Here is a 25,770-nt window from a genome sequence, read left to right on the forward strand (position 1 = left end):
CTGCCGACCCGGCAGCCTCGTGCTCGGACACGTTCTCACTGGTCATCGATGCATCTTCCATGATCGGGAGTTACACCGAACGATTTACAGTCCCCATATATGGCGCTTGACCAGGAGCGATGGCCATTCGAGTCAACCGTGACCCTACTTCGACCCGAAACAGTCCACTGCATTGTGAATTCACGAAGTCATGGACTAACCTTTGGGTGTGCTGACTCTTGCTGCCGACATCGAGGTGCTGGCCCGCTTCGGCCGGGCTCTTGCCGATCCGATCCGCTGCCGACTGCTACTCGCGCTCACCGACGCCCCGGCTCACCCATCCGACCTCGCTGACACCCTGGGGATCTCCCGTACGAGACTGTCGAATCACCTGGCGTGCCTGCGGGACTGTGGTTTGGTCGTCGCCGTCCCCGAAGGACGGCGTACGCGTTACGAGCTTGCCGACCCCCGTTTGGGACACGCGCTGAATGACCTGCGCTCCGCCGTACTGGCGGTCGAGGCAGATCGCACCTGCCCGGACGCGGAGGAGAAGGGCTGCTGCTGATGGCCGTGCACACTTCCCTCGGCGCCGCGCGGGCTCGCCAAAAGGCGCTCGTCAGACGCATACCGGGGCTGTGGCCGCGACGATCACCTGCATCGTGATCGAGGCGGTCGTCGCCATTACCGCGGGGTCTCTTGCTTCACCCATGACCCTCGCGTCCATCGCGTAGCGGCAGGCCGGCATCGGCTTGGCTGCTCGAAGCACGCCCCGCTGCGCACCTTTCTGTCCACCGTGCTGCTGGTCGGACTGGCGGCCAACGCTGCTTGCGGCTGGCCGTGGGCGGTTCCTGTCGCCGCCCTGGCCATCGCGGCGGTGGCGGCCGAGGAGTGCAGGGCTGCCTGACGCGGCGGCAAATGCTGTGCGCCCGTGGCCCTGACTTCGAAGAATTGCAACCACGTTGAGGGCGGCTGCGGCTTCGCGGTCGGCCAAGCGTGCGTGAGCGGGCTCCAGCAGCTCACTCACCTCACGATCAACGTGCTGAAGGGCTCGATTCCCGCACCCTATGTGTGCGACCTGGGCTGTTGGCATACCTGACCCATGCCGACGCCTCACTTTCTGCTGCGCCGAAACGTCTCACCATGACCTGTTGAGGAGCGTCAATGGCAATTCCACGCAAGACCGCATCCGACCCGCCGGAGCCCCAGGAAGGACTGGCGCAGCGACGCTGGCTCGCCCTGGCCGCACCCGTCTTCGGGCTGATGATCGTCGGTCTCGATGCGACAATCTTGACCGTCGCCCTTCCGACTCTTGCCACCGACCTGGAGGCAACCACTACGGAACTGCAGTGGTTCACCGACGCGTACACACTGCCTTTCGCGAGCCTGCTGCTTCCCCTGGGCGTTCTGGGTGACCGCATCGGACGCCGACTGGTGCTGACCGGTGGGCTTCTGGTCTTCGGCGCCGGCTCCGCGCTGGTCATGCTGGTGGACAGCCCTGGTGGCCTCATCCTCGCCAGGGTCGTCATGGGAGCGGGCGCCGCCGCGATCACACCGCTGGCCCTCTCGATCGTGCCGCTGATGTTCCCGCCGGAGGAACGATCGCGCGCCATGGCAGTGGCCACCGCCGGTTTCGCTCTGGGCCTGCCGCTCGGTCCGCTGGCCGGAGGATGGCTGCTCAGCAATTTCTGGTGGGGTTCGATCTTCCTGATCAACCTCCCCGTCATCGCCATCGCCATCCTGGGCATCATGCTGTTCGTCCCCGAGACCCGGGACCCGCACGCGAAGCGCCTCGACCTCGTCGGCGCCGCCCTGTCCCTGGTGGGGGTCTCCGCCTTCGTCTACGGCGTCATCGAGGTGCCGAACGAAGGCTGGTCCGACCCCATGGTGCTCGCCACGATGGTCGGCGGTCTCGGGCTCATCGCCGTACTGATGGTGTGGCTGCGCAGGGCCGCGTCTCCCTTGGTCGACCTCGCGTTCTTCCGCAACGCCCGCTTCGCCTGGGCCACGGTCGCGATCTCCTCGGTGATGTTCATCCTCTTCGGCGTGCTGTTCGTGGTGCCGCAGTTCCTGCAGCAGGTCCAGGGCAAGGACGCCATGGCGACGGGTCTGCACCTGCTGCCGATGATCGGAGCCCTGGTCGTCGCCGCCGGTATCGGTGGCAGGCTGGTCGGCCGGGTCGGCACGAAGGTGATCGTCGCCTCCGGCATGGTCCTGTGGGTCATCGGGCTGGGTGTCCTGTCGACCGTGGATGCCGACACCGAATTTCTGGTCACCGGTACAGCGCTGGCCATCATGGGCGCGGCGCTGGGGTTCACCATGCCCACCACTCTCGATGCGATCCTCAGTTCGCTTCCTGCCGATCAGGTGGGCGCGGGGTCGGCGCTGGCCAACAGCTGCCGGCAGATCGGCGCCTCCGTGGGGGTTGCCATTCTCGGCAGCTCACTGAATTCCGTCTACCGCGGCAACATCGATGACGACATCCCCTCGGCACTGCCCGCTCCGGCCCGAGCGGCTATTCGGGACAACGTGGCCGGTGCCGCCCATGTAACGGAGAAGCTTCCGGCCGAGCAGGCGCGTGCCGTCGCGGGAGCGGCACGCGACGCTTTCACCGCCGGTATGTCGGCGGTGGCACTGATCTGTGCCGCCGTCGCGGGCGTCGTCGCAGTGCTCGTGGCCGTGCTGCTGCCGGCCCGCGACACAACGGCCGCGCCGACGGATGCGGACCAGGCGCTGACCAACAGTACGACCGCGTAGAGCGGTTCGGGGAGGACACCGTGTGGGCCCACCCCAATAGGGGGGTGGGCCCACAACGTCCGTCTACGCCGACGGACCGGCCTTCTCCAGCGCCGCCTTGAGGCGTCCCAGTGTGATCCGCATGGTCTCGCGGTTGTGAGTGGCCCGGTCGTGGATCCCGCTCACCCGCGGGCCGATGAAGTGCATCAGCCGGGCTCGCTGATCGATCCAGGTCTCGGTGACGGATGTCGCTCTGCCGGAGTCAACGGGTTCGAACAGATAGGTCCAGGTCGCGATGGGCAGGCCGACGGCGCGTACGGCGAAGGTGAAGCGTTCTCCGGGTACCGCGGCGGTGACCGTACACCGGGTGGACCACGGGCGGTTCTTCTCGGAGACGTTCCGGCCGGTGAAGCGCATCCCCACCCGGATTTCCCCGGCGTCCTGTTCGAGGGTGGCACCGGTGCATTCGGGGCTCCACCGGCCCATCTCCGCCACGTTGGTGACCGCGTCGTACACAGCGCGTGGCGGAACGGCGATGCGTATCGATTCCGAGACGGTCTGAGGCATCGGTGGCCCTTCTCGGGTAGTGGTCTGCGGGACCTTGCGTAGTTCGGGTGAGCGGCATATCAGCGGCAGATCCAGTCGCACGCGAGTCCGAGGAGACCGCCGGACGACAGGATCAGGGGCGTCGCGGCCACGCCGCAGGACGTGGCGAAAATCGTGGAGGAGATCAGGGAGGTGCAACATCGCTCGTTGAACAGCAGGTGGCGCCTGCGGACGGCGACGGGACAGCCGGCGAACGAGGCGAACCCGGTGGTGTCCCGCGACATCATGCGAGCCAGTGCGCGTGCGGTGGCGATGCGACCGCACTTCAGACGTGCCGCGCAGTCGGCGCGCATCTCGATCAGGCTGCTGAATCGTTCGCTGAAGCGCGCCACGAACCGCCACTTGGGCAGCGGCGCGCGCAGGGCATCGACGAACTGGGTCATCAGATGGTGGCGCTGCCTGAGGTGTGCCTGCTCATGCGCCAGGACGGACGCGATTTCCTCATGGGTGAAATCCGCCAGTAGGGCTTCGGATACGACCGCGTGGCCACCTCGTGGGCCGGGAACGCTGTAGGCGATGGGCCTGTGACTGGGCAGGACCACGGCGGGCAGGAGCTGGGCGGAGCGGCCGAAGAGTTCGAGCAGGGCCCGGTGGCGTTCACAGCGCTGCCGTGCCGCCCTGTTGATCTTGATAAAGGCGAAGGCCACGCGAATGGTGTAGGCCCAGGCCGCCGCAAGGGTCACGGCATCCACCGCCACTGGGAGCCTCCGGTGGAGCATGGCGGTGCCGGTATCGGCCAACAGACCCCGCGTGGCGAACAGCAGGGCCGTTAAGGCCCCCACACAGCCCGCCAGCCACAGCGACAGTGCGGCGCACGGTGCCCGGTGCGGCCACTTCGCCACCGTCACCACGGCCGAGGCCGAACTCATCGTCAGAATGGACAACAGCACAAGACACAGCGCATCCACGTAACCCCCCGTACGTTGATCTACAAACTGTTCCGCGAGGTCGGGACGGTGCGCTCACAACCGATCAGCCGTGGTCCGCGCATGCGGCCGCAGCGCCTCGCGGGTCCCGCGTCAGCCCGGCTCGTCCCGGCTCTCGCGATCGAGCGTCTCGGCGAGGGCAGCGCGCGCCTCAGGGCTGATGACGTCGACGAATCGCAGCATCGCCTCGTGTTCATCGCCCGCGATCCCCAGCGCGTCCGTCATGAGCTCGGTGAACAGCGCCTCTCGCGTGGCGACGGCGGCGAACCGATGGGCGCGAGTCTGGGTGTCCTGCCGGGCCAGGCCCTTGCGCGCCAGGCGCTGAAGCGTGGTCAGGACCGTGGTGTAGGCCAACTGCCGGTCCTTCAGCAGCGCCTCATACACCTCGCGCACCGTCAGCGGTTCACCGGACTGCCACAGGCAGTCCAGTACCGCACGCTCAAGGTCACCCAGTCTCGCCATGACGTGCAGTTTAGAACATCGCCCCACGCTTGACTATCCCGGTAGTACTACTGCGATAGTAGATCGGCAGGCGGGCCGACGCCCTGATCGGCGTCTCGTCCGCACGCCGTGATTTTTCATCGTTTCCAGGGGGATTCATGGATCTTTTCGCCATGCTCGGCTGTCCGGACACCGCCTTCCGTATGGAGCCCGGGGAGTGGGAGGCGTCAGTCACCGCCGCGATGCGGGACGCCTTCGCCCAGCACGCCGAACACAACGCCTTCTACCGCGCCCAAGTTGAGGCCGCGGGCACGGGGCCCGCGGAAATCACCACCCTCGCCGATCTGGTGAAGATCCCGCTCCTGCCGGTGCGCATGTTCAAGCAGCCCGACGCGCATGTGCTGATGACCTCGCCGCTGACGGACGTCGAACTGGAGATCCGCAGCACCGGCACCGGTGGAGTGCCCAGCGTGGCGCGCCGCGACGTGACGACCGTCAGCCGTGTGATGAGCGCGATCTTCGCCCAGTACCGGGAGTTCTACGGCATCGGCAAGGGCGCGGGCCTGTTCCTGTGCCCGTCCACCGCCGAGACCCCGGAGATGGGCATGGTCAAGGCGTTCAACGTGCTCAACGGCCTGCTGGACGACCACGCCTACATCGTGCGGGACTACGCCTTCGACCCCGAAGAGGCCCTCGGCCAGCTGGACCGCTGGGAGGAGTCGATGACCCGCCACATCATCGGCCCGCCCTTCCTCGTCGGCAGGCTGCTGCGCTATCTGGAGCTGGAGGACATCTCCCTCAAGCTCGACCCGGAATCGCTGGTCATCACCCTGGGCGGATGGAAGCGCTACACCGGTGAGAGCATCAGCCGCGAGGAGTTCAACGCCAAGGTCGAGAAGTACCTCGGCATCACGGCCGACCGGGTCCGCGACATGTACGGCATGATCGAGTCGAACATGCTGGCCATGGAGTGCGAGCACCACCGCAAGCACGTACCCCCGTGGTCCTACGTCAGCATCCGTGACGTGGAGAACACCGACGTCGAACTCGCCCCGGGCAAGACCGGCGTCATCGCCCTCATGGACGCACTTTCCACCTCCTACCCGGCGTTCATCCTCAGCGATGACGTCGGCGAGGTCGACCACACGCCCTGCCCCTGCGGGCGCACCGGCCAGACGGTGTCCTTCCGGCGCCGGTTGCAGGGCGCGGAGCTCGGCTGCTGCGCGGTGAGCATCGAGAAGTTCATCGACAGCCAGGAAATCGTGGCCGAATGCGATGTCCCCTCCGCCGCCACCCCGGTGGAGGACTGAGACCGTGCCGCGCTACAGCCCCACCGTGGTAGATCACTTCACCAACCCGCGCAACGCAGGCGAGATCGAGGACGCGCACGTACGGGCCTTCATCGGCAACCCGGTCTGCGGAGACCAGATCATGCTGACCGCCAGGGTCAAGGATGGCTCCGTAGCCGAGATCCGCTTCCGCGCGCACGGCTGCGCCGCCTCGCTCGCCACCGCCAGCGTGATCACCGAAGCTGCCGAGGGCCGACCGCTGGACGAACTGGAGGCATGGGACGACGAGCGCGTGGAAGCGATGCTCGGCGGCCTCGCACCGGACCAACGACACGTCGCCACGCTCGGCCGACAGGTAGCACACCGCCTGGTCCGCAATCATCGGGAGGGAGTGGACGATGACGCACCCCTCGTCTGTGGCTAGCCCGCCACTGCCCCGCCCGGCCGGGACGGGCATCTACCTCGACCACGCCGCCACCAGCCCCATGTGCGACGAAGCCACGGCCGCAGTCGTACACGGCATGGCCATCACCGGCAACCCTTCCAGTCGGCATGAGGCCGGAGAGGTGGCCAGGGAAGCCCTGGAGTCCTCCCGTGAGGACATGGCCGCGCTCCTGGGCTGCACCGCGGCGGAGGTGGTGTTCACCGGGGGCGGCTCCGAGGCCGACGCGCTCGCCGTCTGCGGCACCGTCCTCGCCGCCGGGGACCGGCGCGTCCATGTGATCACCACAGCGATCGAGCACTCGGCCGTCCTGGAATCCTGCGGCCTCGCCGCCGAGCTGGGTGCCGAGATCACCGTCCTCCATCCCGACTCCCGCGGCTGGATCGACCCCGACGACGTACGGCGCGCGCTGCGCCCCGATACGGCACTGGTGTCGGTGATGCACGCCAACAACGAGACCGGCGTCATCCAGCCGGTTGCCGAGATCGCCGACATCGCCCACGAGGCCGGTGCGCTCATGCACACCGACGCCGTACAGACCGCGGGCAAGCTGCGGCTCGCTCCCACGGGGGCGGACCTGGTATCGGTCTCGGCACACAAGTTCTGCGGCCCCAAGGGCATCGGAGCGCTCAAGGTCTCCCCCGGTGTGCGGCTGGCCCCGCTGATCCGCGGTGGCAGCCAGGAAGGCGGGCTGCGAGCAGGCACCGAGAACGTCCCGGGTGCGCTGGGGATGGCCGCGGCCGCCACTATGGCGCTGCGCCACCTGGACGACCCGGCTTTCCAGGAGCGCCGCCGCGCCCTGCGGGCCCGCCTGCTCAAGGGACTCGAGGAAGCGGGTGACCTGCTGCTCAACGGGACGGAAGCGCCGTACCTACCCGAGACACTGAACATCTCCTTCGCCGGTGTCCGCGGCGACACCCTGGTGGACGTGCTGGCCGTGCACGGCGTCTGCGTCTCGGCCGGCTCGGCCTGCCATGCCGGGAGCGACGAGCCCTCGCATGTGCTTACCGCGATGGGCCTTTCGACCGAACGGGCCCGGTCCTCGGTGCGGTTCAGCCTCGGCCGTACCACGACCACAGAGGATGTCGAGCGGGCGGCAGCCACCACGGCGGACACCGTGGCGAGGCTCCGGTCCCTGGGCTCCGCGATGAAGCTGGAGCCGACCGGATGAACGCCATGACCGACCAGTGGGAGATGGCGCCCCCACATACCGCGCGCGAGGCGCCGTTCGTCGCGGTACCCGATCCGGCCGATGCCGCCGGGGTGGCGCTCAACGCGCCCGTACGCAATCTGCAGATGCTCGAACTGCAGATCTCCGGTGGCGCCACCGAGATCTATCTTGCCCACCGGCCATCGGCGGGAAGCGGAGTGAGTTTCGACGCGCTGCCGGGCAAACGCGACGGGGACCCTACGCAGATCTCCAACCGACGTCTGCTCAAAGAGATCATCGTCCAGGCGCACGCCGCCGGTCTGCGAGTGCACCTGTGCGCGGACGCGCCGGCGGTCCCCGCAGCGGCCCGGTCGGACTTCCTCACCCATGTCGGGCAGGGCATCGAGGCGGGCGCCGACACCGTCGTCGTCGCAGCCCTGCCCACCGCCCGCTGGATCGCCGACACCCACCCGGGCATTCCCCTCGTGGGAGGGGTCGGTCTGGGAGTGACCACGGTCGCCTACGCCCGTCATCTGCGGGAGGTCTACGGGGTTCGCCGCGTGGTCATGCCGCATGCCGCGACGCTGGACGAAATCGCGGACTTCTGCGCGCTCGACGGGCTGGAAGTCGAAGTTCCCGTCCAGACCGGGTCCGGAGCCGACTGTCATCACTGCCGGCTGCCCGACCAGCGTGGCGCGGGGCTGGGCTGCCGGGCCGGCTACCAGGACCCGCGCGAGGAGGACGGTGACCTGGGCGCCTTCCTCGACGGCGCCTCGGACTGCGCGCTCTGCGACGTCCCGGCACTGGTCGCGCTGGGGGTCAACGCTCTGCAGATACCGGGGCGGGAAAGCCCCATCGTCCGGCAGAACGCCAAGATCACCCAGATGTACCGACGGGCACTGAACGGCGTGGCAGGCGGTTGGAGCATGCGGCAGACCATCGCCGACATCGACCGGGTCGAACTGAGCTGGCAAATGGGCTGGGTTCCGCGGATGTGTGAGCAGCAGCGCTGCCGATTCCGCGACACCGCGCAGCGCCGAGCCCATGTATGACCGGGGGAATGACACCATGACGCTTGAAGTCCGGCTGACGACTCCCGACCGGCTCGATGAGATCCTGTCGCTGCCCGTGGACGCGGTCAGCATCGGCCAGGAAGGGTGCCTGGCCAAACTGCCCGGCCCACGGGAACTGCGCGCCGCGACCGCCCGTATCCGCGACGCCGGGCTGAGGGCGGCTGTAGTGCTGCCGGCCGCGTGGCAGCGTACGTCCCTGCGCGTCCTCGAACTCGGCGCCGTACTGGCCGAGGAGGGACCGCTGACCCTGACGGTCAACGACCTGGGCACCCTGGTCACTCTTGCCGACGCCTCGCCAGCCGGTTGCGAACTGGCCGCGGGACTCGCCCTGTTTCCCGGGCGGCCGCACCATGCGGACGAGATGCCCCGGGCCCCGCTGGAAGCCGCCGTGTACGAGGACGGCTTCCTCGACGAGCTGATGGCGCTCGGCGTATCCGTACTGGAGGCCGACTCCGGGGCGGTGGTGCCCGAGCGGGATACCTTGCGGATCAGACGGCTGGACGGCGTGACCCCGGTTGCCTGGGCCCGCTCGTGCCCGACTGCCAGACACCGCCGTCTGGCGCCACCCGACTGCCATACCGCCTGCGATACGCCCACCACCCTGGTGGCAACCCACCGCTGGCAACTGGGACACGGCCACCGCGAACCGATCCCGGTGGCCGACCGGCCGCACCAAGTGCCCCTGACGGTCTACGGCAACGCCGTGTACGCCACCTCGCCCGTCGCCGTGCCACCCCGCGGTGACGTCATCGTCGACGCCCGCTTCCACAGCCCGCCCGCCCTGGCCGACCGCATCAACGCGCTGCGAGCCCGGGCCGCGGCGGCGCCCCTCGAGGAGACACTTCATGGTTGACCTCGCGCTGAGCAGCGACCAGCAGGACATCGCCGAACACGCCCGGGCGGTCGCCCGGCGCTGTCTGGCCCCCCGCGCCACCAAGCACGACCGGTCCGGTGCCTTCCCCGGGCAGAACATCGCCGACCTGCACGAGGCCGGGCTTCTCGGGCTTCTCGTACCCGCCGAATACGGCGGCACCGGCGCCGATCTGACCGCGTGGGCCCTGGCCGTCGCCGAACTGGCCGAAGCCTGCGGCTCCACCGCGCTGATCTTCGCGATGCACTCGGGCGCCGCCCGGCTGCTGGCCGCCGACGCCGCCACCAACCCCGTCGCCCAACGGGTCCTCAAGGAGGTCACCGCCGACGGCCGCCTGCTGAGCTGGGGATTCTCCGAACCCGGAACCGGCGGGAACATCCTCACCCCCCAACTGCGCGCCACCCCGGACGGGGACGAGATCCACTTGGAGGGCACCAAGGCGTTCTGCACCGGAGCAGGTCACGCCGACTACTACGTCATCAACGCGCACAGCGGGGAGGCCGAGTTCCGCCGCAGCCAGACCATGGCCCTGCTCCCGGCGCATCAGGAAGGGCTCTCCGTCAAGGAGACCTGGGACGCGATGGGCATGCGCGCCAACTGCGCCAACACCCTCCTCCTGGATTGCCGTATCCCGGCTGAGAACTGCGTCGGTGGCCCCGGCGGCGGCATGTCCCGGCTCACCCACGCCCTGCCAGCCCTCATCCAGGGGCTGGCCGCGGCGTCGCTGGGCATCGCGCGCGCCGCCCGGACCTTCGCATCCGACCACGTGATGCGCCGCAAGCTCGCCCCCACCGGACAGGCACTGGCCGCGTTCCAGGGCGTACGGCTGCACATCGCCGAGATGGCCACCACGGTGCACACCGCCCATCTCAGCCTGCTGCACGGGGCATGGACCGCCGAGAACGACCCGATGGAGGCCCTGAACGCGCTCAACATGACCAAGTACGTGTGCAACCGGGCCGCGATCAGCGTGGCCGATACCGCCATGCAGGTAACCGGAGGCCACGGCTTCCTGCGCGCCAACCCTCTGGAACGCCACTACCGCGACGCCCGGGCCGGCGCCGTCATGGGCACCAACCTCGACGCGCTGCGGGACATGATCGGCAAGGCGGCCCTCGGCCTCGACCCTCGCGGCGACACCATCACCACACCCACAGGAGACCACAGGCCATGACCACGTCCGCCACGTCCAGCGCTGCCCACCCGACCGATGACGAGGTCCTGACCGCCCTGCGCGAAGCCCTGGCCGACATCCTCGAACCCGCCAGCCTCGCCCACGTCGAACTCGACGCCATCACACGCACCACTCCGCTGCTGAGCCTGCCACTGGACTCGATCACCCTGGTCGCGGCCATGACCCGGATCGAGAACACCTTCCGCGTCTTCATCCCCGAACAGAAGGCGTTCGGCTTCACCGGTGTCGGCGACCTCATCGACTTCGTACGCGAGCGGGTCCAGGCGAAAGCCGCCCGCAGCGGCACCTGAAGGGCCCGCTCATGAACGCGATCCGCGAAGAGCTGCTGGACCACCGTTCGTTGGGGGACCGCCACGGTCACCTCACCTTCCTCGACTCCCGCGGGATCACCGCGGAACTCACCTACGCGGAACTCGCCGCGCGGGCCAGGGGAGCCGCGGGGGCGCTCCTGGCCCGCGGGCTCCGCCCCGGTCAGCGAGTGCTGCTTCCCCTGCCCACCGAACCCGGCTACCTCACCGCGCTCTTGGGCTGCCTGCTCACGGGCCTGGTCCCGTGCACCGTGGTGCCGCCGCCGAGCCCGGAGGATGGCGAGTCCACCGGCATGCGTCAGTTCCGGGCGCAGGTCACGGTGGTGGAGCCCGCGGCCGTCATCGCCCCGGACCCCACCACCGCCAAGGCGCTGGCCACGGCGTCGGGCGATGGCCCCTGCCACCTCTCCGTCGCGGACCTGGACCACCCGCCCGCGTCCGAGGACATGCTGGCCGCCCCCGGTCCGGACGACATCCACCACATCCAGCTCACCTCCGGATCCACCACCGCGCCCCGGGCCGCGGCCCTGACCTACGCGCAGGTGACGGCGAACGTCGCGGCCATCACCGAAGCACTGGACCTGCGGCCCGAACGCGACCGCGTCTGCCACTGGCTGCCACTCCACCACGACATGGGCTTCATTCTTTCCCTGTCCACGATGAACAGCGGCGTACCGCTGGACCTCATGCCCTCCATCAGCTTCCTCCGCGACCCGCTGTCCTGGCTGCGGCACATGTCCCGGCGGGGCGCCACCATCACCGCCGCGCCACCGTTCGGCTACCGCACCGTGGCCGAACGCCAAGCCCGCGCCCCGGAGGGCGAACTCGACCTCTCGTCCCTGCGGCAGGCATACGTCGGCGCCGAACCGATCCCGCTGTCGGTCCTCCGCGAGTTCCAGGAACTGTTCTCCGGGCAGGGTCTGGCCGACGACGTCCTCATCCCCTGCTACGGCATGGCCGAGACGGTGCTCGCCTCGACCATGTCCCTCACCCGGCGTCCGGTCACCGAGCTGAGCTGGGGCAGAGTCAAGGCGCTGCGCCTGGACCGCTACGACCTCCACCACCACAACAAGGTCACCGACGCCCACGACGGCCGTCCGGAGATCACCGTGGTCGCCTGCGGCCAGCCACTCGGTGGCATCGAGATCGACATCCGTGACCCTCGGGGCGCCTACCGCGCGGACGACGAGATCGGAGAGATCCATCTGCGCGGCGACTCGGTGATGGCCGGCTATCTCGGCCCCGGCGGAGTGCCGCAGCCGCTGCCCGGGCACACCCACGCCACCGGGGACCTCGGATTCCGGCGCGACGGTGACCTCTATGTCGTCGGCCGGGTCAAGGAGATGCTCATCGTCCGCGGCCGCAACCTCCCTCCGTACGACGTCGAGCAGACCATCGAAACCCACCGCGACGTCAACGCGGGCAACAGCGCCGTGTTCTCCCACACGGACGACACCGGCGAACAGGTCGTGGCCGTCGTCGAAACCCGAGCACGTGGCGAACACGCCGACCGTGTGCGGCACGAGGTCGCCACCCTGGTGCGCCAGGGGTTCGGCTTCACCCCGCACGATGTCGTCGTCGTACGCCGGGGAGCGATACCGCGGACGACCAGTGGCAAACGGCAACGCGCCCGGCTCCGTGAGCAGTACCTGTCCGGAGGGCTGCCCTAGATGTCACATGGCACCGTGCCCCGCGCACCGTTCCCCGGCACCCGGCCGACACCCGATGAGGAGCCACAGCGCCGGTTCCGCCGCGCCATGGCCGAGCTGCCCGCCGGGGTCACGGTGCTCACCACCCTGTCCCCCACCGGACCGGTCGGGATGACGACCAGCGCCGTCACGTCGCTGTCGATGGACCCACCGCTCGTACTCGCCTGCCTGGCACACCGGTCGGGCACCCTGACGCAGATCCTGCGGCACGGGGCATTCGCCGTGAACGTCCTCACGGACACCATGGACCGCGTCTCCCAGGGCTTCGCCGAGAAACCTCTGCCGGAGCGGTTCGACGGGGTGCCGCACCACGACCAGGACGGTGTGCCGGTGCTGGACGACGCCCTCGCGAGGATCTCCTGCCACGTCCACACCACCCACCCAGGCGGAGACCACACCATTCTCATCGGAGCCGTCGTCGGAACCTCCTACGGCCGCGGCAGGCCGCTGCTGCGCCATCGCGGCGCCTATCGGGGCCTCACCTGACGGGGCGTGCCGGCATCGACCCCCGTACCGTTGCCGGCACGCCCTTTCGCAGCACTCCGGGCACGAGCGTCGCGCCGCGCAGCTCGTTGGCTCCGTCATGGAGACTCAGTTCCGCTCCTCAGCGGCGAGCGCGGTGCCGAGGATGGCGCCGACGAGGGTCCGGCCGCGTTCGGTGAGGGTGTACATCACCAGTCGGCCCTCGCGGCGGGAGGCGGCCAGACCGGCCGTGCGGAGTTGGCGCAAGTGGTGGGAGACGAGGTTCTGAGCCTGGCCCACCACCCAGGCCATGTCGCATACGCACAGTTCGCCGCCCTCGGCGAGGGCGGCGGCCACGGCCAGCCGGGTGGGGTCGCCCAGGGCCTTGGCCGCCGCGGCGGCGGGCTCGACCTGCGGCAGGGCGGGCATGCGCGAGCGCAGTGCCTCGGCCACGGGCAGGTCCAGGCACAGGAGATCGCAGGAGTCCGCGTCCGCCTGAGGCATGTCGAGTCCTTCGCGTCGATCGGGGGCTGGGAGGCGCTCCGGTGTGCCCGGGGTCAGATGCCGATGGTGTACCCGGCACTCCATGACTGCATCTGGCTGATGAGCTGGCCCCAGACACCGGTGACCATCAGCAACCCCGTGGCGATCATCATGCCGCCTCCGGCGCGCATCACCCACTGGTAATGGGTTTTGACCCAGGTAAAGATTCCCATGGCCTTGCGGAAGGCCAGCCCGGCGGCCAGGAACGGTACGCCCAGGCCCAGACAGTACGCGACCGTCAGCAGCGCTCCTCGTCCGGCGCTGGCCTCGCTGAACGCCAGCGCCTGGACCGCCGCGAGGGTGGGGCCGATGCACGGCGTCCAGCCCAGCCCGAACAGCACGCCCAGCAGCGGCGCCCCGGCCAGACCCGCCGCCGGCCTGCGGTGCAGACGCCACTCCCGGCGCACTCCGGGGAGCTTCCCCATGAAGGACAGGCCCATCAGGATGGTCAGCGCACCCAGGACGCGGATGAGGACGTCCTGGTGTTCCAGGAGGGTGTTGCCCGCGTAGCCGAACGCGGCGCCGAAGGAGACGAACACGGCGGTGAACCCGGTCAGGAACAGCGCGGTGCCGGTCAGTATCCGGCCACGCCGGGCCTCGGCGAGGTCCGCTCCGGTCACGCCGGTCACGTAGGAGAGGTAGCCGGGCACCAGGGGCAGAACGCACGGGGAGAAGAAGGACACCAGCCCCGCCAGCACGGCGATCGGGATGGCCAGCAGCACCGATCCGGTGAGGACGGTGTTGCCCGGGTCGAGGGCGAGGATCATCGTTCAGCCCTCCTGCAGGCTGTAGTGGGTCGTCCTGGACTCCACGTCGTATCGCCGAGGGGAGGAGGGTTCAGACAAGAGTGGTCCAGTACAACCAGAACCGCTGGACTATCAGCACGACGATAACCAGGTACCAGGCGGTCAGCACCACGCCGTGGTAGGCGGTCGTCGTACGCACCACGCGATCCAGCGGCGCCGGCACCCGAATCAGGCCGCTGGTGAGCGCCCGCAGGGCGGTGTACCAGAAGACGGGGATCATCACCGTCCACACGGCCATGCAGTACGGGCACAACGCGTCGATCCGGTAGAGGCTCTGGAAGACCAGCCAGTGCACGAAGACGATGCCGAAGGTGACCCCGGCCAGCAGGCCGAACCAGAACCAGCGCGGCAGCACCGCACCAGCCAGCAGGACCACCCCGGTCATCATGACCGCGGTGAAACCGGCGATGCCCAGCAGCGGATTGGGGAATCCGAAGACCTCCGCCTGCGGCGTGGACATCACCGACCCGCAGGACAGCACCGGATTGAGGCTGCACGAGGGGACGTACGACGGGTTCTCCAGCAGCGCGATCTTCTCCACCGCGAGCGTGAACGCCGCCAGCAGCCCCAACGCCCCGCCCACGGCCAGCACCCAGCCCAGCAGCCGCGAGGAGACCGGCCCCGCCGGGCCAGGCGCCGGGTCCGCGGCCACGGGGTCGCCAGTGGCATCCGGCACGGTCGCGCTCACTTCGCGAGTTCCGCGTCGATCGCGGCCTTGAAGTCGTCCAGGGAATTCAGCTCTGGCTGCTTGCCGTTGATGAAGAAAGTGGGCGTGCCCCGCACCCCCAGCGCGAGCCCGTCCGTACGGTCCTTCGCGACCCGGGCGGCGGTCTTCGGATCCTTCCAGTCCTTCTCGAACCGGTCCATGTCCAGGCCCAGTTCGCGCGCGAAGCCACGGAAGGTCTTCTCGTGCGAGACCTGCTGGTCACCCCAGGACTTCTGGGTCTCGTACATCGTCCGGTACATCGCCTCCAGCTTCCCCTGCTTGCCCGCGGCCTCCACGGCGCGGGCCGCCGTCTCGCCGTTGCGGTGAGCCGGGAGCGGGAAGTACCGCATGACGAAGGTGACGCGGCCCTCGTACTCCTCGCGCAACTTCTCCACATGCGGGAACGCCGCCCGGCATCCCTCGCACTCCAGGTCCAGGAACTCCACCACCGTGACCTTGCCGTCCTTGGCGGTGGACAGCCGGTGGCTGTCGGGTCGCACCAGCATCGACGCCGGTGCGGCCTCGGCCCCCGCACCGGCGCCGCCTCCGTCGGAACCGGCCTCGGCCGATTCCGACGATCGGTTGAACATCAGCAGGGCGCTGATCAGCGCCAGCACCACGGCGCCCAGGAGCAGCGAAATCTTCACGTTCTTCGTCATGACACCCATCAACCGAGGGAGAGCAGACCACACCGGCCCCATGCGCATCGCGCATCACGGCGTTCGCAGCAATACACTAACGGACGTTGATATGGAGCCGAGCCCGCCCGCCTCGTCCCCGCCGGATGAAGAACGGGCCCCGCGGGATACGCTGCGATTCCGCGGGGCCCCGCGTCCGCGAATGCCACGGCGGGGTGCGGGACATGGCCAGACTTCGAGGACTGTGACGCGATGCGAACTGTACGGCGCAGGCCGGTGCTGGACGCCGACCGCCCCGTGAGGGGTGGCCGGGCCGCTGTGCTCGGCGCGCTGGCCGTGTTGCTTCCGCTGCTCGGGCAGGCCGGTGGCGCGTCACCGGCGGGCTCCGCCCTGGCCTGCTGCGGGTCGGCGGCATTCCTCGGCCTCCTGCTGTACGTACGGGATTTCCACGACCCCGAACGCGTACTGGCCGCGCTCGGCGGTGCGCAGGCCGCCTTCCATCTGGGCTCCACCCTGCCGGGGCTGTATTCCGGCGCGTCCGGTCATCCGTCCTGGGAGGTGCCGGCCGGGCACGCGGTCACCGTGGTGCTCGCGGTCCGGCTGCTCGGGGTGACGGACGCCGTGTTGCGGCCTTTGCGGACGCTCGCCACGGCCGCACGGCAGCGGCTTCGCCTGCGCCTGCCCGGGCCCGTGGGGACCGTCCGGTGGCTTCCGTTGGTTCCGGTGGGTGCTCCGGGGCGTACCGCCGTCGCGTTCCGGGCGCCGCCGTGCCGGGGTGAGCGCGCCCCGCCATACCGCCGTGTGATCCCGCGTGCTCCGCTTCCGCTCCGGCCGGTGCCGAGCGGCGGTGCCTGCCTGGTCTGAACCGGCGTGGCGGCCGCCGCGTGCCCGGCCGCCGATCCCGGCCGCCTGCTCGGCCGGGCGTAAAGGCACTTGCATGTTCACCACACCACTTCGGCGCGCGACGGTCGTGGCCGGGCTGCTGGTGTGCGCCGCCCCGGTCGCGGTCGCCACCGCGTCTGTGGCCGCGGCCCACACCGAGCTGACCGGCAGCACCCCGGACGACGGCGCCCGGCTCGCCACCGCACCCGCCCGCGTCACCCTGTCCTTCAACGAACCGATGGACGCCCGCTACAGCCGCGTCGCGGTCACCAGCGCCTCCGGTCGCTCCCTCACCGCGGGCGCCGTTAAGGTCGACGCCCGTACCGTGACCCAGGCGCTGGCGGCCGACGCGCCCCCGGGCCGGTACACCGTCGGCTACCGGGTCGTCTCCGCCGACGGCCACCCCGTCTCGGGCAGCTTCACCTTCACCGTGACCGCCGCGCCTACGGCGGACCCCGCGCCCAAGACATCTCACTCCACCCGGGCCGAGCCGGCCCGGGACAAGTCCTCGGGCTCGGGTGTGCTTCCGCTGGCCGCGGGGACGGCCGTGGTGCTCACCGGAGCGGGCGGCGTCGCCTACGTGATGCACAAGAGGAGGCCCCGCCATGGCGGTTGACCCCATATGGCGCACGCTCCTGCGCCGTCCTCCGCTGCTGGCCCTGGCGGCGGTCACGGCCGCAACGGGCACGCTGCTGGCAACCGTACGGTTCGGCGGCGGCATCCCCGAGGCGGTACCCGGGCTGCCGGACGCCGGACCGGTCACCGCATGGGGCCTGCCGCTGGCCCGGGCCGCCGCCGATCTCGCCGCGGTGTGCACCATCGGCGCGCTGCTGCTGGTCGCCCATCTGGCGCCCGGCGGCCAGCGGCGGCTGAGCGAGCGTCGGCTGCGGGTCCTGACCGGCGCGGCCGTGGCGGCGGGAGCGTGGCTGCTGGCGACGCTGGCAGCCTTGGTGTTCACCGCCTCGGACCTGTTGGCCCAGCCGCCCGCCGACGTGCTGGATCCCTGGGTGCTGGCCGATGTCGCCACCAACGCGCCGCAGGGGCGCGCCTTGGCGCTCACCGCCCTGGCCGCGCTGCCGCTGGCCACCTTTCTGCCCGGTGTGACCACCCGGGGCACGGCCACCGCCGGTCTGTACGTGGCGCTGGCGGGGCTGGTGCCACCCGCGTTCGGCGGACACTCGGCCTCGGCCGGCAATCACGACACCGCCGTGATCAGCCTCGCCGCACATGTGCTCGCGGCCACGGTGTGGATCGGCGGGCTGGCCGCGGCCACGGCCACCGCCCTGCGGGCGCCGTCCCACACGGCGGCGGCCGTACGGCGTTTCAGCCCGCTCGCTGCCTGGTGCCTGGGCACGGCCGCCGCCACCGGCGTCATCAGCGGGCTCATCCGCCTCGACTCCCCCGGGCAGCTGTTCACCACCCGCTACGGGCTGCTGCTCCTCGCCAAGACCCTCGCACTGATCACCCTCGCGGCCTGCGGCGCCTGGCACCGACGGCGCACCCTGCCCGCGCTGGAGGCCGGGCGGCGCGCCGCCTTCGCCCGGCTGGCCGCCGCCGAACTCCTGCTGATGGCGGCGACCGTCGGCCTCGCGGCCGGGCTGTCCCGCAGCCCGGCCCCGGCGCGGCAGCCCGAGGTTTACGACCCGGTCCAGGAACTGCTCGGCTTCCCCATGCCCGCCCCGCTCGGCGGCTTCCCGTGGACGCCACTGTTCACCGAGTGGCGCCTCGACGGAGTGTTCGCCTTCGGCACCGCCATCGCGGCCCTCGCCTATCTGGCGGGTGTCCGCAGGCTGCGAGCCCGTGGCGACAAGTGGCCGATGGGCCGCACGGTCGCGTGGCTCGCGGGCCTGGCGGTCATCGTGGCCGCGACGATGAGCGGCCTGGGCACGTACGGGAAGGTGCTGTTCAGCGTGCACATGGGCCAGCACATGACCCTGGCGATGACCGCCCCGATCCTGCTGGTGCTGGGCGCCCCGATCACCTTGGCGCTGCGTGCGCTGCCCGCCGCCCCGAAAGGCGGTCGCCGCGGTCCGCGCGAGCTGCTGACGGCGGTGCTGGGCAGCGGTTACGTCAAGGTGATCTCGCATCCGGCCGTGGCCGGGGTGCTGTTCATCGGCAGCGCCTTCGTGGTCTACTTCACGCCGCTGTTCGCGACACTGATGCGCAGTCACTACGGCCATCTGGCGATGCTGGTGCACTTCCTGGTCGTCGGGCTGCTGTTCTTCTGGGTGATCATCGGTGTCGATCCGGGGCCGCATCGCATCCCGCATCTGGCCAAGCTCTTCGTGATGATCCTGACGATGCCGTTCCACTCCTGGTTCGCCATCTCGCTGATGAGCTCGACCGACCTCATCGGCGACGGCTGGTGGGCGGCGCTCGACCGGCCCTGGGGCCCCTCGCTCGCCGACGACCAGTACAACGCGGGCGCCATCGCCTGGGCCACCGGCGACATCCCGGTGCTGTTCACCACGATCATCCTGGCCATCCAGTGGGTCCGCTCCGACGCCCGTGAGGCGCGGCGCATCGACCGCCGGATCGGCCGCGGCGACGCCCACAACCCGCTGGCCGTCTACAACGCCTACCTGGCGAGCCTCCACGCCCGCGACACCCGGATGCCGCGCGCCGCAGACACGGGTGGTACAAGCGTGAGATCCGCTCAAGCGACCGGCGGAGAGGCCCAGTCGATGGAGGACATGACGTGAACAGATGGGCGGTGTCGAGCCGTGCGCTTCCGGCGCGCATACGGAAGTGGTGTCAGGGCCGCGACTGGCGGGGCCCGGCCATGGCGGTCACCGGTGGCCTGGTCCTGGTCATGGCCTTCCCGCCGATCGGTCTGTGGCCGGCCGCCGCCGTCGGACCGGCGCTGCTGCTCACCGCGCTCCGCCACTGTCGGCCACGCGCCGCCTTCACGCTGGGTGCCCTCTTCGGACTCGCGTTCTTCGGACCCCTGTTGTGGTGGCTGACGAATCTCGGTGTCCTGCCCTGGGCGGCGTTGTGCGTGGCCCAGGCCGCGCTGCTGGGTCTGCTCGGCTGCGCCGTACCGGCCTTCGCCCGGCTGCCGGGGTGGCCACTGTGGGCGGCCTGCTGGTGGGTGACGGCCGAGGCGGTACGGTCCCGGGTACCGCTCGGCGGCTTCCCCTGGGGACGGCTCGCCTTCAGCCAGGCCGAATCCCCCGCGCTGGGCTGGGCATCGGTCGGCGGCGCCCCCGCCGTGAGCGCCGTGGTCGCCATGGTGGCGGGCTGCCTGGCCGCGCTGCTGACCGGCCGTCCCCTGGGGCGCCGCCCCACGGCCGTGGGACTCGCCGGACTCGCGGCGGCCGTGGCCGTCTGCGCCTGCGGAACGCTGCTGATACCCACCCCCGCTGCGAACGGACCGGACACCCGGGCGCGCGTGGCCGTCGTGCAGGGCAATGTGCCGCGTGCCCGGAGCCTGGAGGAACAGGCCCGGGTCGAACAGGTCGCCACCAACCACATCGCCGCCACCCGGCAACTGGCCCGCGACGTACGGGCCGGGCTCACACCCCGGCCGGATCTCGTGCTGTGGCCGGAGAACGCCACGGACACCGACCCGCGCAGCGATGTCCTGCTCCGCGACCAGATCTCCGACGTCGTCGCGGACCTCGGCGCGCCCGTCGTCGTCGGGGCGATCCTCGACGCACCGGGCGACCGGATCCGTAACGCCGGACTGCTGTGGCACCCCCGCACCGGCCCCGGCCGGTACTACACCAAGCAGCACCTGGTGCCGTTCGGCGAATACATCCCGCTGCGCGACGTCTTCGGCGGACTCGGGAATCTCCAGCTCATCCCGCGCGACTTCATCCCGGGGACCGCGCCGGTGCGGCTGGATGCCGGACGCGTACGGCTCGCGGAGTCCATCTGCTACGAGGTGGCGTACGACGGCCAGGTCCGCGACGCCGTTCGCACCGGCGCCAACGTGATCGCCGTCCCCACCAACAACGCCACCTACATGCGGGACGACAACCCCGCCGAGCCCGAGCAGCAGCTCGCCATGTCCCGGCTGCGTGCCGTCGAGCACGACCGATCGGTCCTGGTGGCCTCCACCACCGGCATCAGCGCGATGATCGCCCCCGACGGCACGGTCACCCGGTCCACCGGGCAGTGGACCCGTCAAGTGCTCACCGGCACCGTGCGGTTGAGCACGACGACCACGCTCGCCACCCGCCTCGGTGTGCTGCCGGAAGCCGCCTTCGCGCTCGCCGCCTGCGCGGCCGTGGCCTTCGGTGCCCGTCGTGGACGTAACCCTCGCCGGGATGCCGACACCGGCCAGGAGCACCCGGTGCCCGCGGTCCGGACGGCGGAGGCGGCCGGGGTCACGCGTCGTTCTCAGCCGTGAGTTCGTCGATCAGGTTCTGGACGCGGGTGCGGATGGCGTCGCGGATGGGCCGTACCGCCGCCGCCCCTTGTCCGGCCGGGTCGTCGAGCTTCCAGTCGAGGTAGGTCTTGCCCGGGAAGACGGCGGCCATCTGGGAACGGCCCGCGTTGTGGACGCAGACGAACAGCACCAAGGGCGTGCGGGACTCAGACACGGGCGGAACCCTCCGGGGCGGCGGCCCGCCGAGCGGCGGCGGTGTCGGCTATGGGGAAGAAGCGCCGTACGGCCAGGGCGACATGGACCAGGCCGATCAGCACCGGGACTTCGATCAGCGGGCCGACGACTCCGGCCAGAGCCTGTCCGGAGGAGGCACCGAAGGTGGCGATGGCGACGGCGATGGCCAGCTCGAAGTTGTTGCCCGCCGCGGTGAAGGCGAGCGTGGCCGCCCGCGGGTAGTCAAGACCGACCGCGCGCCCCAGGGCCATGGATCCGGCCCACATCACGGCGAAGTACACCAGCAGCGGCAGCGCGATGCGCGCCACGTCGACGGGCCGGGAGGTGATCGCCTCGCCCTGGAGGGCGAAGAGCACGGCGATGGTGAACAGCAGCCCGTACAGCGCGAACGGTCCGATACGCGGGACCAGTTCGGTCTCGTACCAGCCGCGGCCCCGGGCCCTCTCGCCCAAGCGGCGGGTGAGGAACCCGGCCAGCAGCGGGATGCCGAGGAAGATCAGCACGCTGCGGGCGATCTCCCACACGCCGACATCGAGTCCGGTCTGCTCCAGACCGAGCCAGCCGGGCAGCACCGAGAGGTAGAACCAGCCGAGCGCGGCATCAGGCCCGTCCGGTACTCCGGCAGGTCCGGCAGGAAGAGCCAGGCGAGGGCGAACATGACCGCCGGTCCGGCGATCCAGTTCACTGCCAGGGAGGGGAGGAGCAGGCGGCGGTCGCGGATGACGGTGTCCAGGCGGTCGTAGCGGACCTTGGCCAGCACCGGATACATCATCACCAGCAGGCCCAGCGCGATCGGCAGCGAGACACCGGTGACGGTCACCTGCGCCAGCGCGTCCCCCAGGCCGGGGACGAGCCGTCCCAGGCCGAGGCCGGCGGCCATCGCCACCAGGATCCACACCGCCAGGAACCGGTCCAGGAACGACAGCCGGGCCGCCACCGGCCCGGCCGCGGGTGCGTCGGCGGTCATGAGGCGGCCCCGGCGGCGGTCTTCCCGGTCCGCTCGGGCAGCGGTGTGCCCGCGGGGCGGGTGAGGATTCCGGCGAGCCGGTCGGTCATCTCCGGCAGCAGCCAGTAGTACACCCACGTGCCCCTGCGCTCGCAGTCGATCAGTCCGGCCTGCCGCAGCAGCTTGAGGTGGTGGGAGATGGTCGGCTGCGAGAGGTCGAAGGCGGGGGTCAGGTCGCATACGCACACCTCGCCCCCGGCCCTGGAGGCGATCATCGACAGCAGCCGCAGCCGGATCGGGTCGCCCAGGGCCTTGAACACCTTCGCCAGCTCCACCGCCTGGCTCTCGTCCAGCGGAGCGGTCAGCAGGCCCGGGCAGCAGCCGTCGACGTCCTCTTGATCGAGCACCTCACCCTCTTGTTTCGACATGCGTCTATTTCGACATCAGCGAGCCGCCGCTCAAGCTCGTCCTGATCGAAGGCGAACCGGGCCAGGACACCCGCCTGGACCACCTCGGCGTCGAGGTCACCTCCACCGACCAGGTGATCGCCGCCGCCGACCGCCTGAAGACCGCAGGGCTCGCCACCTTCGAAGAGAACGACACGTCCTGCTGCTACGCGCTCCAGGACAAGGTCTGGGGCCACGGCCCCGGCAAGGAATCCTGGGAGGTGTACACCGTCAAGGCCGATACCGAGCAAATGGGCGAGAGTCCCGCCCTCCAGGCCACTCCCGGCGTCTGCCGCTGCGGCGACGCTGATTCAGTCTCCACTTAATTCACCTTCGGCTGTACTGTTGGGTGCATGGAGACCTTGCATGAGGGCGGCCTCGCGGTGGCCGTCGATGCCGTGGCGCTGGCCCGGGTGGGCACCGCCCTGGCCGATGAGAACCGGCGACGGCTGCTGCTGGCGCTGTTGGAGGAGCCCGCTCACCCGTCGGATCTGGCCGAGCGGCTGGGCATGACCCGTGGAAACGTGTCGAACCACCTGTCCTGTCTGCGCGGCTGTGGCCTGGTGCGGACGGTGGCGGTGGGGCGCCGGGTGCGTTACGAGCTGGCCGACCCCAAACTGGCACACGCCCTGGCCGACCTGGCGGCGCTGGTGCTGCCGGTCGACGCCGCGAGTGCGTCCGAGCCGGTCTGCACCCCGGACGACTACGACTGCACGGCCGACGAGCAGACAGACCTGGCACAGCAGCCGGTCACCATCAGCGAGGAGATAGGTCATGGCTGACGCGTGCTGCGGTACCGACGCCCCCGCCTCCGCCCCTGGTGCGGCGGCGGGGGCCGAGGCCGCCCCGGCGGCGGTGTGGCAGGTCCGGGAGCTGCAAGCGGCCGCCGCCGCGGGTGTGTTGCTGCTGGCCTCCCTCCTGCTGCCCGGTGCCTGGGCCACGGGCGCGGAGCTGGCGGCGCTGCTGGTCGGCGCGGCCACCTTCGTACCCGGTACCGTGCGGGCTCTGCTGCGCGGGCGTCTCGGGGTCGGGCTGCTGATGACCATCGCCGCGGCCGGGGCGGTGGTGCTGGGCGAGTACGGCGAGGCCGCCACGCTGGCGTTCCTGTTCTCCATAGCCGAGGGTCTTGAGGGCTACGCGGTGGCCCGTACCCAGCACGGGCTGCGCGCCCTGCTGGACCTGGTGCCGCCCACCGCGCGGGTGCTGCGCGACGGTGCCGAGACCGAGGTGGCCCCGGCCGACTTGCGCGTCGGTGATGTGCTGCTGGTGCTGCCCGGCGAGCGGATCGCCACCGACGGTGTGGTGGCCGACGGCCGCAGCGCGCTGGACACCTCGGTGGTCACCGGCGAGTCGGTGCCGGTGGAAGTCGGCCCCGGCGCGGAGGTGTTCGCGGGCACCGTGAACGGCGCGGGCGCGCTGGAGATCAGCGTTACCGCCACCGCCGAGGACAACTCCCTGGCCCGCCTCGTCCACACCGTGCACGAGGCGCAGGAGCGCAAGGGCGCCAGCCAGCGCCTGGCCGAGAAGTTCGCCAAACCACTCGTTCCCGGCGTCCTGGTGCTGGCCGCGCTCGTGGCGGGCCTCGGCAGCATCTTCGGCGACCCGGGCGTGTGGGTCGAGCGGGCTCTGGTCATCCTGGTCGCGGCCGCGCCGTGCGCCTTCGCCCTGTCCGTGCCCGTCGCGGTGGTCGCGGCGATCGGCGCCGCGTCCAAGGCCGGTGTCCTCCTCAAGGGCGGCGCGGCCGTGGAGGCCCTGGGCCGGGTCACGGTCGTGGCCGTCGACAAGACCGGCACGCTCACCCGAAACGAATCCGCCGTGATCGACGTCGTGACCGCGGCGGACACCGACCGCGATCACGTGCTGGCCGTGGCCGCCGCGCTGGAGGTACGCAGCGAGCACCCGCTCGCCGCGGCGATCCTCGCCGCCGTCGACACCACGGCCCTGACCGCGGGCAGCGCCGTGGAGGCCGTGCCCGGCAACGGACTGCGCGGCACCGTCGACGGACGCGCGGCCCGTCTGGGCAAGCCCGGCTTCATCGATCCCGGCCCCCTCGCCCCCGAGGTGACCCGGCTGCAGGACGCCGGCGCCACCGTGGTGCTCGTCGAGCACGGCAGGACCCTGCTGGGCGCCATCGCCGTCCGCGACGAGGTCCGCCCCGAAGCCGCCGAAGCGGTCGCCATGCTCACGCGGCAGGGCGTCACGGTGGTGATGCTCACGGGCGACAACGCCCGTACCGCCGCCGCGATCGCCGCCGACGCCGGTATCACCGACGTCCGGGCCGAGCTGCTGCCCGAGGACAAGGCCCGCATCGTCACCGAGCTGAAGGCCCGCGGGCCGGTCGCGATGGTCGGCGACGGCATCAACGACGCCCCCGCCCTGGCCACCGCCGACGCGGGCATCGCCATGGGCGCCATGGGCAGTGACGTCGCCATCGAAGCCGCCGACATCGCGCTCATGGGCGAAGACCTGCGGCGCCTGCCGGACGCGACGGCCCACACCCGGGCCGCCCGCCGCATCGTCACGCAGAACCTCATGATGTCCGGCGCCATCCTCATCACCCTGGTGCCACTGGCGGCCACCGGCGTACTGGGCCTGGCCGCCGTGGTGGCCTCCCACGAGCTGGCCGAAGTCCTCGTCATCGGCAACGGCATCCGCGCCGGACGCCGGAAGCGTCTGCCCGCCCATCCGCCACTGCGCACCACGCACCAGGCGGCCGCGTCCGTCCGCATCCCCGCCCGGCCCCCGGCAGTGGCCACCGCGCCGGTCCCGGCCGGGAAGGTACTGCTTCCCCTCAGCACCGGCCCCGGCGCCGCCCAGGACCCGGCCTCCGCCACCGGCTGCTGCGGAGGCACCTGCGGCTGCGGTTGACCGACGACAGGCCACAGCAGAACCCTCCGGGGCCAGGCACTCCCGTTGACCGGGCGGGGAGAGTGACGTCCCCCGCCCGGTCACCGTGTTGTGCTTGCCGAGAATGTCATCCGCCCTGGTGGGGGCGGTGCGCGCGGGGTACCGGAGGCGACCGGCGAAGTCACCAGAATAGGCGCTCTCGCGA

The 25,770-nt window shown here is 70.7% G+C and carries 26 protein-coding genes and 2 pseudogenes; 18 read left to right on the top strand and 10 right to left on the bottom strand.

All coding sequences use genetic code 11. From position 1 onward, the window contains the following. Positions 1 to 208 precede the first annotated feature (208 nt). Together ACZ59A_RS44650 and ACZ59A_RS44655 are read left to right on the top strand one after the other, a co-directional pair. On the top strand, positions 209 to 544 hold the full coding sequence (locus ACZ59A_RS44650) for an ArsR/SmtB family transcription factor (RefSeq protein WP_470971559.1): 336 nt from the start codon (positions 209 to 211) through the stop codon (positions 542 to 544). 596 nt (positions 545 to 1,140) lie between these two features. Continuing rightward, positions 1,141 to 2,733, top strand: coding sequence for a DHA2 family efflux MFS transporter permease subunit (locus ACZ59A_RS44655; protein ID WP_470971561.1), 1,593 nt, complete (start codon positions 1,141 to 1,143; stop codon positions 2,731 to 2,733). A gap of 63 nt (positions 2,734 to 2,796) precedes the next feature. Here ACZ59A_RS44655 and ACZ59A_RS44660 read toward each other — a convergent pair whose 3' ends face one another. The 3 genes from ACZ59A_RS44660 to ACZ59A_RS44670 all read right to left on the bottom strand — a co-directional run bounded on the left by ACZ59A_RS44660 (position 2,797) and on the right by ACZ59A_RS44670 (position 4,706). After that, positions 2,797 to 3,279: an SRPBCC family protein gene (locus ACZ59A_RS44660; protein ID WP_470971564.1), complete on the bottom strand. Its 483-nt coding sequence runs from the start codon at positions 3,277 to 3,279 to the stop codon at positions 2,797 to 2,799. Positions 3,280 to 3,338: 59 nt separating this feature from the next. Next, the gene (locus ACZ59A_RS44665; RefSeq protein ID WP_470971567.1) at positions 3,339 to 4,226 is read right to left on the bottom strand and encodes a M56 family metallopeptidase; all 888 of its coding nucleotides are present in this window, start codon (positions 4,224 to 4,226) and stop codon (positions 3,339 to 3,341) included. Between the two features lie 111 nt (positions 4,227 to 4,337). Further along, entirely contained in the window at positions 4,338 to 4,706 is a 369-nt protein-coding gene (locus ACZ59A_RS44670; protein WP_470971569.1) for a BlaI/MecI/CopY family transcriptional regulator, read from the bottom strand. Between the two features lie 137 nt (positions 4,707 to 4,843). Here ACZ59A_RS44670 and ACZ59A_RS44675 point away from each other — a divergent pair, with 137 nt between their 5' ends. From ACZ59A_RS44675 to ACZ59A_RS44715, 9 genes are read left to right on the top strand one after another with little or no spacing between them, the layout of a single operon-like run. Next, positions 4,844 to 5,995, top strand: coding sequence for a LuxE/PaaK family acyltransferase (locus tag ACZ59A_RS44675; protein ID WP_470971572.1), 1,152 nt, complete (start codon positions 4,844 to 4,846; stop codon positions 5,993 to 5,995). 4 nt (positions 5,996 to 5,999) lie between these two features. Next, a complete protein-coding gene (locus ACZ59A_RS44680) occupies positions 6,000 to 6,398 on the top strand; it encodes an iron-sulfur cluster assembly scaffold protein (RefSeq protein ID WP_470971575.1) in 399 nt (132 codons plus the stop codon). Further along, positions 6,391 to 7,587 carry a cysteine desulfurase family protein gene (locus ACZ59A_RS44685; protein ID WP_470971577.1) on the top strand — a complete coding sequence of 399 codons (1,197 nt, stop codon included), beginning with the start codon at positions 6,391 to 6,393 and terminating at the stop codon, positions 7,585 to 7,587. Before ACZ59A_RS44680 ends, ACZ59A_RS44685 begins: the two co-directional genes overlap by 8 nt. Next, positions 7,584 to 8,618 carry a U32 family peptidase gene (locus tag ACZ59A_RS44690; RefSeq protein ID WP_470971580.1) on the top strand — a complete coding sequence of 345 codons (1,035 nt, stop codon included), beginning with the start codon at positions 7,584 to 7,586 and terminating at the stop codon, positions 8,616 to 8,618. Before ACZ59A_RS44685 ends, ACZ59A_RS44690 begins: the two co-directional genes overlap by 4 nt. 16 nt (positions 8,619 to 8,634) lie before the next feature. After that, the gene (locus ACZ59A_RS44695) at positions 8,635 to 9,492 is read left to right on the top strand and encodes a hypothetical protein (RefSeq protein WP_470971583.1); all 858 of its coding nucleotides are present in this window, start codon (positions 8,635 to 8,637) and stop codon (positions 9,490 to 9,492) included. Continuing rightward, the gene (locus ACZ59A_RS44700; protein ID WP_470971585.1) at positions 9,485 to 10,684 is read left to right on the top strand and encodes an acyl-CoA dehydrogenase family protein; all 1,200 of its coding nucleotides are present in this window, start codon (positions 9,485 to 9,487) and stop codon (positions 10,682 to 10,684) included. The genes ACZ59A_RS44695 and ACZ59A_RS44700 overlap by 8 nt, the downstream gene beginning before the upstream one ends. Next, entirely contained in the window at positions 10,681 to 10,995 is a 315-nt protein-coding gene (locus tag ACZ59A_RS44705; protein WP_470971588.1) for an acyl carrier protein, read from the top strand. Before ACZ59A_RS44700 ends, ACZ59A_RS44705 begins: the two co-directional genes overlap by 4 nt. 11 nt (positions 10,996 to 11,006) lie before the next feature. Next, the gene (locus tag ACZ59A_RS44710; RefSeq protein WP_470971590.1) at positions 11,007 to 12,683 is read left to right on the top strand and encodes an AMP-binding protein; all 1,677 of its coding nucleotides are present in this window, start codon (positions 11,007 to 11,009) and stop codon (positions 12,681 to 12,683) included. A 15-nt stretch (positions 12,684 to 12,698) separates the two neighbouring features. Further along, positions 12,699 to 13,208 (top strand): flavin reductase family protein, encoded by a 510-nt coding sequence (locus ACZ59A_RS44715; RefSeq protein ID WP_470971592.1) that lies wholly within the window; start codon positions 12,699 to 12,701, stop codon positions 13,206 to 13,208. Positions 13,209 to 13,313: 105 nt separating this feature from the next. On the opposite strand, the gene ACZ59A_RS44720 is transcribed toward ACZ59A_RS44715, so the two are convergent. The 4 genes from ACZ59A_RS44720 to ACZ59A_RS44735 form a co-directional block, all read right to left on the bottom strand. Further along, a complete protein-coding gene (locus ACZ59A_RS44720; RefSeq protein ID WP_470971595.1) occupies positions 13,314 to 13,688 on the bottom strand; it encodes an ArsR/SmtB family transcription factor in 375 nt (124 codons plus the stop codon). Positions 13,689 to 13,741: 53 nt separating this feature from the next. Next, a complete protein-coding gene (locus ACZ59A_RS44725) occupies positions 13,742 to 14,494 on the bottom strand; it encodes a cytochrome c biogenesis CcdA family protein (RefSeq protein ID WP_470971597.1) in 753 nt (250 codons plus the stop codon). Positions 14,495 to 14,564: 70 nt separating this feature from the next. After that, positions 14,565 to 15,209, bottom strand: a complete 645-nt coding sequence (locus ACZ59A_RS44730) for a vitamin K epoxide reductase family protein (protein ID WP_470971600.1) — start codon at positions 15,207 to 15,209, stop codon at positions 14,565 to 14,567. An 8-nt stretch (positions 15,210 to 15,217) separates the two neighbouring features. Further along, a complete protein-coding gene (locus ACZ59A_RS44735; protein ID WP_470971602.1) occupies positions 15,218 to 15,898 on the bottom strand; it encodes a DsbA family protein in 681 nt (226 codons plus the stop codon). 231 nt (positions 15,899 to 16,129) lie between these two features. Between ACZ59A_RS44735 and ACZ59A_RS44740 the strand changes: the two genes are divergently transcribed. The 4 genes from ACZ59A_RS44740 (at position 16,130) to lnt (ending at position 21,113) form a co-directional block, all read left to right on the top strand. Continuing rightward, complete coding sequence (locus tag ACZ59A_RS44740; protein WP_470971604.1) at positions 16,130 to 16,741, top strand: hypothetical protein; 612 nt, start codon at positions 16,130 to 16,132, stop codon at positions 16,739 to 16,741. A gap of 73 nt (positions 16,742 to 16,814) precedes the next feature. Further along, positions 16,815 to 17,375, top strand: a complete 561-nt coding sequence (locus ACZ59A_RS44745; RefSeq protein ID WP_470971607.1) for a copper resistance CopC family protein — start codon at positions 16,815 to 16,817, stop codon at positions 17,373 to 17,375. Continuing rightward, the gene (locus tag ACZ59A_RS44750) at positions 17,365 to 19,461 is read left to right on the top strand and encodes a bifunctional copper resistance protein CopD/cytochrome c oxidase assembly protein (RefSeq protein ID WP_470971609.1); all 2,097 of its coding nucleotides are present in this window, start codon (positions 17,365 to 17,367) and stop codon (positions 19,459 to 19,461) included. The genes ACZ59A_RS44745 and ACZ59A_RS44750 overlap by 11 nt, the downstream gene beginning before the upstream one ends. Then, a complete protein-coding gene (gene lnt, locus ACZ59A_RS44755) occupies positions 19,458 to 21,113 on the top strand; it encodes an apolipoprotein N-acyltransferase (protein WP_470971612.1) in 1,656 nt (551 codons plus the stop codon). The genes ACZ59A_RS44750 and lnt overlap by 4 nt, the downstream gene beginning before the upstream one ends. Here lnt and ACZ59A_RS44760 read toward each other — a convergent pair. From ACZ59A_RS44760 to ACZ59A_RS44770, 3 genes and pseudogenes are all read right to left on the bottom strand, one after another. Continuing rightward, positions 21,091 to 21,306 carry a low molecular weight phosphatase family protein gene (locus ACZ59A_RS44760; protein WP_470971622.1) on the bottom strand — a complete coding sequence of 72 codons (216 nt, stop codon included), beginning with the start codon at positions 21,304 to 21,306 and terminating at the stop codon, positions 21,091 to 21,093. The two genes, lnt and ACZ59A_RS44760, sit on opposite strands and share 23 nt — an antisense overlap. Beyond that, positions 21,299 to 22,293: pseudogene (locus ACZ59A_RS44765) on the bottom strand (arsenic resistance protein). The gene ACZ59A_RS44760 and the pseudogene ACZ59A_RS44765 overlap by 8 nt, the downstream one beginning before the upstream one ends. Then, complete coding sequence (locus ACZ59A_RS44770; RefSeq protein WP_470971614.1) at positions 22,290 to 22,700, bottom strand: ArsR/SmtB family transcription factor; 411 nt, start codon at positions 22,698 to 22,700, stop codon at positions 22,290 to 22,292. The pseudogene ACZ59A_RS44765 and the gene ACZ59A_RS44770 overlap by 4 nt, the downstream one beginning before the upstream one ends. 8 nt (positions 22,701 to 22,708) lie before the next feature. Here ACZ59A_RS44770 and ACZ59A_RS44775 point away from each other — a divergent pair. The 3 genes and pseudogenes from ACZ59A_RS44775 to ACZ59A_RS44785 form a co-directional block, all read left to right on the top strand. Further along, a pseudogene (locus tag ACZ59A_RS44775) lies at positions 22,709 to 23,044 on the top strand (ArsI/CadI family heavy metal resistance metalloenzyme); the annotation flags it as partial. A gap of 27 nt (positions 23,045 to 23,071) precedes the next feature. Then, positions 23,072 to 23,500, top strand: coding sequence for an ArsR/SmtB family transcription factor (locus ACZ59A_RS44780; protein ID WP_470971617.1), 429 nt, complete (start codon positions 23,072 to 23,074; stop codon positions 23,498 to 23,500). Continuing rightward, complete coding sequence (locus tag ACZ59A_RS44785) at positions 23,493 to 25,586, top strand: heavy metal translocating P-type ATPase (RefSeq protein ID WP_470971619.1); 2,094 nt, start codon at positions 23,493 to 23,495, stop codon at positions 25,584 to 25,586. Before ACZ59A_RS44780 ends, ACZ59A_RS44785 begins: the two co-directional genes overlap by 8 nt. Positions 25,587 to 25,770 lie beyond the last annotated feature (184 nt).

Source organism: Streptomyces sp. NPDC040405, assembly GCF_055595765.1.

Excerpts from the sequence above, each read along its gene's own strand:
- ACZ59A_RS44655 (WP_470971561.1), top strand. The coding sequence starts at position 1,141 with ATGGCAATTCCACGCAAGACCGCATCCGACCCGCCGGAGCCCCAGGAA.
- ACZ59A_RS44660 (WP_470971564.1), bottom strand. The coding sequence starts at position 3,279 with ATGCCTCAGACCGTCTCGGAATCGATACGCATCGCCGTTCCGCCACGC.
- ACZ59A_RS44670 (WP_470971569.1), bottom strand. The coding sequence starts at position 4,706 with ATGGCGAGACTGGGTGACCTTGAGCGTGCGGTACTGGACTGCCTGTGG.
- ACZ59A_RS44675 (WP_470971572.1), top strand. The coding sequence starts at position 4,844 with ATGGATCTTTTCGCCATGCTCGGCTGTCCGGACACCGCCTTCCGTATG.
- ACZ59A_RS44690 (WP_470971580.1), top strand. The coding sequence starts at position 7,584 with ATGAACGCCATGACCGACCAGTGGGAGATGGCGCCCCCACATACCGCG.
- ACZ59A_RS44695 (WP_470971583.1), top strand. The coding sequence starts at position 8,635 with ATGACGCTTGAAGTCCGGCTGACGACTCCCGACCGGCTCGATGAGATC.
- ACZ59A_RS44700 (WP_470971585.1), top strand. The coding sequence starts at position 9,485 with ATGGTTGACCTCGCGCTGAGCAGCGACCAGCAGGACATCGCCGAACAC.
- ACZ59A_RS44705 (WP_470971588.1), top strand. The coding sequence starts at position 10,681 with ATGACCACGTCCGCCACGTCCAGCGCTGCCCACCCGACCGATGACGAG.
- ACZ59A_RS44710 (WP_470971590.1), top strand. The coding sequence starts at position 11,007 with ATGAACGCGATCCGCGAAGAGCTGCTGGACCACCGTTCGTTGGGGGAC.
- ACZ59A_RS44720 (WP_470971595.1), bottom strand. The coding sequence starts at position 13,688 with ATGCCTCAGGCGGACGCGGACTCCTGCGATCTCCTGTGCCTGGACCTG.
- ACZ59A_RS44725 (WP_470971597.1), bottom strand. The coding sequence starts at position 14,494 with ATGATCCTCGCCCTCGACCCGGGCAACACCGTCCTCACCGGATCGGTG.
- ACZ59A_RS44735 (WP_470971602.1), bottom strand. The coding sequence starts at position 15,898 with ATGACGAAGAACGTGAAGATTTCGCTGCTCCTGGGCGCCGTGGTGCTG.
- ACZ59A_RS44740 (WP_470971604.1), top strand. The coding sequence starts at position 16,130 with ATGCGAACTGTACGGCGCAGGCCGGTGCTGGACGCCGACCGCCCCGTG.
- ACZ59A_RS44745 (WP_470971607.1), top strand. The coding sequence starts at position 16,815 with ATGTTCACCACACCACTTCGGCGCGCGACGGTCGTGGCCGGGCTGCTG.
- ACZ59A_RS44750 (WP_470971609.1), top strand. The coding sequence starts at position 17,365 with ATGGCGGTTGACCCCATATGGCGCACGCTCCTGCGCCGTCCTCCGCTG.
- ACZ59A_RS44770 (WP_470971614.1), bottom strand. The coding sequence starts at position 22,700 with ATGTCGAAACAAGAGGGTGAGGTGCTCGATCAAGAGGACGTCGACGGC.
- ACZ59A_RS44780 (WP_470971617.1), top strand. The coding sequence starts at position 23,072 with ATGGAGACCTTGCATGAGGGCGGCCTCGCGGTGGCCGTCGATGCCGTG.
- ACZ59A_RS44785 (WP_470971619.1), top strand. The coding sequence starts at position 23,493 with ATGGCTGACGCGTGCTGCGGTACCGACGCCCCCGCCTCCGCCCCTGGT.